The sequence below is a fragment of the Massilia sp. Mn16-1_5 genome, from assembly GCF_004798585.1.
Taxonomy (GTDB): domain Bacteria; phylum Pseudomonadota; class Gammaproteobacteria; order Burkholderiales; family Burkholderiaceae_D; genus Telluria.
Genome location: NZ_PPXQ01000004.1, coordinates 322,613 through 329,113, shown reverse-complemented (window position 1 = coordinate 329,113; position 6,501 = coordinate 322,613). Strand labels below are relative to the sequence as shown.

Annotated in this window: 7 protein-coding genes; 5 read left to right on the top strand and 2 right to left on the bottom strand. The window is 64.9% G+C overall.

Features of this window, described 5'->3' with window-relative positions; translation table 11 throughout:
* The coding region (locus C2862_RS06875; protein ID WP_136219356.1) for a cache domain-containing protein at window positions 1–786 on the bottom strand (786 nt) is incomplete at its 3' end.
* Window positions 787–1,008: 222 nt separating this feature from the next.
* On the opposite strand from C2862_RS06875, the gene C2862_RS06870 reads away from it, so the two are divergent.
* The 5 genes from C2862_RS06870 (at window position 1,009) to C2862_RS06850 (ending at window position 5,223) form a co-directional block, all read left to right on the top strand.
* Window positions 1,009–2,301 carry an NCS2 family permease gene (locus tag C2862_RS06870; RefSeq protein WP_136219355.1) on the top strand — a complete coding sequence of 431 codons (1,293 nt, stop codon included), beginning with the start codon at window positions 1,009–1,011 and terminating at the stop codon, window positions 2,299–2,301.
* 215 nt (window positions 2,302–2,516) lie between these two features.
* Window positions 2,517–3,329: a YdiY family protein gene (locus tag C2862_RS06865; protein WP_136219354.1), complete on the top strand. Its 813-nt coding sequence runs from the start codon at window positions 2,517–2,519 to the stop codon at window positions 3,327–3,329.
* A gap of 160 nt (window positions 3,330–3,489) precedes the next feature.
* Entirely contained in the window at window positions 3,490–4,563 is a 1,074-nt protein-coding gene (locus tag C2862_RS25485; protein ID WP_210735904.1) for a DUF2515 family protein, read from the top strand.
* 37 nt (window positions 4,564–4,600) lie between these two features.
* A complete protein-coding gene (locus C2862_RS06855; protein ID WP_136219353.1) occupies window positions 4,601–4,951 on the top strand; it encodes a hypothetical protein in 351 nt (116 codons plus the stop codon).
* Window positions 4,952–5,037: 86 nt separating this feature from the next.
* A complete protein-coding gene (locus C2862_RS06850) occupies window positions 5,038–5,223 on the top strand; it encodes a hypothetical protein (protein WP_136219352.1) in 186 nt (61 codons plus the stop codon).
* A 16-nt stretch (window positions 5,224–5,239) separates the two neighbouring features.
* On the opposite strand, the gene C2862_RS06845 is transcribed toward C2862_RS06850, so the two are convergent.
* Window positions 5,240–6,325: an endonuclease/exonuclease/phosphatase family protein gene (locus C2862_RS06845; RefSeq protein ID WP_136219351.1), complete on the bottom strand. Its 1,086-nt coding sequence runs from the start codon at window positions 6,323–6,325 to the stop codon at window positions 5,240–5,242.
* Window positions 6,326–6,501 lie beyond the last annotated feature (176 nt).

The following is a 6,501-nucleotide window of genomic DNA, read 5'->3' as shown; positions in this document are numbered from 1 at the left end:
CGGGACCAGCGCCGCGGCCGGCGCCCCGGCGGCGAGCTTCCAGCCGGGGCCGGGGACGCGGCTGAAGGCGACCGTGCCGGCCACGCCGCTGCGCAGGGGCAGCGCCAGGATGCCATCGGCGGTCTCGGCCGTGCTCAGCTCGGGCGGCGCGTCCTGGCCCACCAAGGCGGCGGGGCCGAGGTTCGAAGCCACCAGCTTGCCCTTGCGGTCGTAGATGTCGAGCTGCCAGTCCTGCGGCAGGCCGGCGCCGAGCAGCAGCTGGCGGAAGTGATCGGCGCCGTGGCCCACGCCCAGCAGGTACTGGCGCCCGCCCGCGCGCAGCGGCATGCCGACCCCGGTCATCAGGCGGCCGCTGACCTGGGAGGGAATCAGGTCGGTCACGAAAGGACGCTGGGCGCCGAGCAGCGCGGACAGGTAGACCGGGGGCGCTTCGTCGGTGGCCGGCGACCCTTTCGATGCCGTGGTGTCGAACAGCAGGCGGCCGTTCTCGTCGATCAGGATGGCCCAGGCGTCGGGACCGCCGACGGCCGCCTGCGCCTCACGGTAGAAGGCGTCGAGCTCGCCGCGCGCCAGCGAGGGCGAGCCGGCCAGCGCGCGCAGCGCGGCCTGGGTGGCGGCCAGGTCGGCGTCGACCAGCAGCGCGGCGCGCTGCGCCGCCTTCGCCACCTGGGTACGGGCCAGTTCGCTTTCCCTGCCCTCGATCAAGCGCAGTGAGAATCCGGCGAAGAGGATCACCGGGACCAGGATTGCCGCAGCCATCAGATACAGGTAGGCACGGATCTGCATCGCGAGCTCACAGGTAGACGGCCGTCGACATGACAGCCAGCAAGTCGATGATACCAATCCTGCAACATAAAGCAAGAAAAGAGTAAAAACCCGGCCGGGCTCGCCAGACGGAGTCCCTGCATGGCGTTTTTGTCATGCCTGGGGCCATGCTGCGGGCGCGGCGGTGTTATGCTTCGGTCATCCCACTGCTCATCCTTCTTCATTCTTCCACATCCATCCACGATGCTCGACAACTACTTCAAACTCAAGGAAAGCGGCACCGACGTGCGCACCGAGCTGCTCGCCGGCCTGACCACCTTCCTGACGATGGCCTACATCATCTTCGTCAACCCCTCGATCCTGGGCGACGCCGGGATGCCGAAGGAAGCCGTGTTCGTCGCCACCTGCCTGGTGGCCGCCCTCGGCAGCGCCGTCATGGGCCTGTACGCCAACTATCCGATCGGCATGGCGCCCGGCATGGGCCTGAACGCCTATTTCGCCTACGCCGTCGTGCTCGGCATGGGCGTGGCCTGGCCGGCCGCGCTGGGCGCCGTGTTCATTTCGGGCTGCCTTTTCATCCTGGTCTCGGTCTTCGGCCTGCGCGGCATGATCGTGAACGGGATCCCGCATTCGCTGCGGGTGGCGATCACCGTCGGCCTCGGCATGTTCCTGGCCCTGATCGCGCTGAAGAACGCCGGCGTCGTGGTCGGCAGCGAGCCGACCCTGGTCAAGGCGGGCGACCTGCACAAGCCCGAGGCCATCATGGCCATCCTCGGCTTCCTGCTGATCGTCACGCTCGACCGCCTCAAGGTGCGCGGCGCCATCCTGATCGGCATCATCGTCGTCACCATCCTTTCGTTCTTCTTTGGCGGCAACAGCTTCAAGGGCATCTTCTCCGCCCCGCCCTCGATCGATCCGACCCTGTTCAAGCTCGACATCCCGGGCGCGCTCTCGGTCGGCATCCTGAACGTCGTGCTGGTCTTCTTCCTGGTCGAACTGTTCGACGCCACCGGCACCCTGATGGGCGTGGCCAGCCGCGCCGGCCTGCTGGTCGAAGGCAAGATGGAACGCCTGAACAAGGCCCTGCTGGCCGACAGCGGCGCCATCGTCGCCGGTTCCGTGCTGGGCACCTCGAGCACCACCGCCTACATCGAGAGCGCGGCCGGCGTGCAGGCCGGCGGCCGTACCGGCCTGACCGCCCTCGCGGTGGCCGTGCTGTTCCTGGCCTGCCTGTTCATCGCGCCGCTGGCCGGCGTGGTGCCGGCTTACGCCACCGCCCCCGCCCTGCTGTTCGTGGCCTGCCTGATGCTGCGCGACCTCGGCGACATCGAATGGGGCGACACCACGGAAAGCATCCCGGCCGCGATCACGGCGCTGGTCATTCCCTTCACCTATTCGATCGCGGAAGGCATCGCCTTCGGTTTCATCACCTACGCGGCCCTGAAACTGCTCACCGGGCACGCACGCCAGGTCAAGCCGATCGTCTGGATCATCGCGGCCCTGTTCATTTTCAAGATCGTCTATATCGGCACCTGAGCGCCCTCTCGCGCCCCACTGCTGAGTCGCGCATGTGCAGCAAAATGCGCGATTCGGTTGCCTACGGGGCGCATTTTTGCTGCTTCTGGGATACAATCCCGGTCGAGCCCCTTTGCCGCACAGCGCGCACCGGCGCTCTTTCGCGTTCCACTAGATGACGACCGGCAGGTAGCGGTCCGGCCGACCAGGCCGGCGCCGCGGCCGCAGACAAGCTTATGAAATCATTCCCGCTGTACGCGCTGGCCCTGCTGGGCCTGGCCCACTTCCCCGCCCACGCCGATGGCGCCGCCGACGACCTGCCGCAAATCGGCAATATCCATAGCGCGCTGACCGTGGCCCGTCCGGAGACGATTCCCGATGGTAGCTGGTTCACCTCGGCCGAACTGGGTGCGATCAATACCTCCGGCAACACCACCGGCACCTCCATCAGCGGCAAGATCGACGCCCGCCACGAGACCGCCGACTGGAGCAACGAGTACATCGTCAGCGGCTTCTTCAAGGAAGACGAGATCACCGACGACGACGGCGAACGCTACCGCACACGCTCGGCCCAGCGCTGGGCCGCGTCGGCAAAAGCCGCCTACAAGCTGATGAAGGAAGGCTCGCGCGCCTTCGTCCTCGGCTCCCACGTCAACGACCGCTTCGGCGCCTACACGCGCTACACCTCGTTCGCGGTCGGTCACGGCTCGCAGCTCTACAACAGCGACGACAAGGCGCTCGACGTCGAGATCGGTCCTGGCTACTTCAGCGGCGAGCGCGAGTCGGGCGAACGCGAGAACGGGATGACGGTGCGCGGCGCGGCCCGCTTCCGCTGGCAGGTCAGCCCGTCGGCGGCCTTCGTGCAGACCGTCAGCGTCGAGCGCGGCACGTCGAACGTGCACTCGATCGCCGAGTCCGCGCTGTCCACCAAGATCAACGACACGATGCAGATGAAGGCGGCCTTCTCGGCCCGCAACGATTCCAACGTGCCGGAGGACAAGAAGAACCTGGATACCCAGACCTCGCTGACGCTGGTGTATTCGTTCTGACCAGCTGGAGGGGCCAGCTCCCCTCTGTCCGCCGCCAGGCACGCGTCATACGTGCGACAGTTGAACGCGCAAGAGTGCCCATGCTTGCGTTGCCCCAAGGCTGCCGTCGACCTCTCTGACTAGATTGGATCGATTCAGTTATCCACGGAGGCAGCGCTTCATGCCCAGCGCGTATGTGCCCGGCAAACCGAACCGGTACTTCCCTACACATCCGTTCGCGGGCATACCGGTGTACCGGAATATCAAGCCGGTCTCCGAATGCACGTTGCACCATATCGTCGGTCCGGCCGCTACTGTTGAACGAGCAATCGCCGTCCCGATCCTGACGCCCGAACACCTGTGGCGCACTTTCCAGGTCGAAGCCGAAGAACTGATCAGGGTGGATGGTTCGATGGAAGCCAAATCGCAAGAGCGGAACAGACGCATCAGCGCCGCTTACGCCAGATTGTGGCTTGCCGATAACCGGTTTCAATGGGCGGGCCTGGCCGCGTTTGCGTCGAAACAGGTGGGCTGCGGGCTGCTTCATGCAACAGCGACAGAGGCGAGGAACCGCAGCGTGCGGGAAGCCGTCGGCTTGTCGTTCGTCGCCGGAATGCCTGGCGCAGAGGCCGCCGTTGGACTGCAAGCCGGCGCGGAGGCAGGTGCGGCTTACATGCATGCGAAGCTCGGCTTCGGCAATGCCCATCTGTTCCTCGATATCTATCCCTTGCATCGCTTTTTCATGGAGCGCGGCTGGAAGGAGTTCAAGGACTATCTCCCGCATCGGCAGACCCGCAAATACCCGGTGTATTGGAAGGTCGACGATGAGATTCTTCCGTTCGGAAAGCCGCTTCACGAAATACGGGAAGGGTTCAGGTATATCGACGAGAACTGCCTCGTTGAAAGCGTTAAATGGCTTGCCAAGCATGAACAGGTGAACGTCCTCCAGCCCATCCTGTATGACGACCCGGTGATGCGACGCCTGCTCGCCCTGAACCAGTATGCGCTCGTAACCGGCATCCCGACGGGTGAAGCCGAGGCGATCGAACTCACGCTGTCGGCCCAGTGCAAGGCTAAACCTGGATTTACCTTGCCGTTTTCCAGCAACCGGTACGCGAAATTGTGGGTCGTCGAGCAGCGTATGCAGTTTGTTCTCCGGGCTGCCGAACAGTTCGACCGCTTGTTGAACAGCAGCGCGCGGCCACATGTGGAAGCGTCCATCCGGGCTATTGCCGATGGGCGAGGCGTGGAGTAAAAAAGATGACGACGCTGTTACGACCGGAGAAGTACCCATGAAGAACCTGAGGTCTGCCTTGTATCTGGCCATCGGGTTGGTTGCCGGCTTCTTGCTGGGTACCTGGCTGTTCATGCTCTGCTTTGGTCCGTTCGGCTTTCTGTTCCCGATTTCGGATAGCCTCGCTCCCGCCACGCTAGCCCGCCTGGACGCGTTGCCCGGCCCCCCGCTGGCATTCGCCATGCTCGCGGTCGGCCTGCTTCTGAGCCGTTGGATATGGCGTCACGCTCCGGCCTCACGCTGGTCCGTTGTCACCGCGGCACTGCTCAGCGGCATTCCCAGTGCCTTATGGATCCTGCTTGTGATCGTAATGGGTCAGTCCATCCCCAACTTTGGCTTTGGCGGCTGATTCGCAGGGTCGGAACAGGACGACCGCGCGCTTCAAGGACGCAGCGGTACGGATGCTTTCCAGGGCAGTCGTGCGACAATGGCCGCATGGACCGACGCACCGACTACAAGACCGCGCTCCTGATCGACGCGGCAATCCGTGATACCGACGCTTCGCCGGCCCGCGTGCTGGCGGGCATGGGCGTGCCTTTCGACGTGGCGCGCCGGGTGCTGATGCGGCCCGACGAGCGGCGCCATCCGCTGCCGGCACCGGAGTTCAAGCGCGAGGCGTGAACCGGCGTGGTCCTGGTCACGCCTGCGGCTCGTGGACGTCGTCCACCGTCACCGGCTCGGCCGCGATCTTTTCCTCGGCCAGTTCATGGTCTTCCTTGTCCGCCACCAGGCCCTCCTGGTCTTCCCCGCGCACGCGGTCGTAGACCAGCTCCACCAGCATCGCGAAGTGATCCGAGCCGAAGGACGGCAAACGGCGGATGAAGCCGAGGGTGAAGTGGCGGCTGTGGAACAAATGGTCGAGCGGCCAGCGCAGGAACCAGAAATCGGCATGGAAGGTGTTGAACATGCCGCGTCCGATGCGCGGATCGAGCAGGCCGCTGATCTTGCGGAACAGCCGGGTCGTGGTCGACCACGCCACGTCGTTCAGGTCGCCGGCGACGATCACCGGGGTGTCCAGGCCGGCCACGCTTTTCGCCACCACCAGCAGTTCGGCGTCGCGCTCGGTCGATTCGGCGTGTTCGGTCGGGCTGGGCGGCGTCGGGTGCAGGAAATGCATGCGCACCTTGCGTCCCGAAGGCAGCAGGACAAGCGCATGCATCGACGGGATATCGTCCTCGACCAGGAACTGGATCGCCGCGTCCTCCAGCGGCAGCTTCGAGTACACGTGCATGCCGTACAGGTTGTCGAGCGGGCATTTGAGCGCGTGCGGGTAGTCCCCTTCCAGCACGTCGAGCCGATCCTGCCACCACTGGTCCGTCTCCAGCGTGACGAAGACGTGCGGCTCGTGTTCGCGGATCAGGGCGATCAGGCCCTCGGTATTGCGATTCGGGGTCAGCACGTTGGCGGTCAGGATGCGGATGCGGTCGCCCGGAGCGCCGCCCACCGCCTGCTTGACCTCGTTCTTCCAGGGCCGGGTATAGGGAACGATCCACCAGGCCTGGTAGGCCAGGCAGGCCGCGGTGACGATCATCAGGAAGGGCGATTCGCGCTCGCCCATGTCGAGGAAGACGAACTCCGCCACCAGCACGCCGAGCGCCACCGCTGCGATCTGCAGGCGCGGGAAGTCCAGGTCGCGTATCCACCATTCGGTGTGGCGCGACAGGGGCAGCAGGGTGGCGATCACGATCAGCACGACCAGACCGGCGATGATGAAGAAAGACATGGCGAGGTGGTCCCGAAGACAGGTTGAAATGCGAATCCGATAAAAGCGTAACAAGAAGACAATAACTGGAGTATGCCCTGTTCTTCGACATCGGACTGTGCGCTAGCGTGCACAGTGCGCAGGCGGCCAGTCGTGCGTTGCCATCCTGGCCAGTACGCGATACTGGCGTTCCGCAT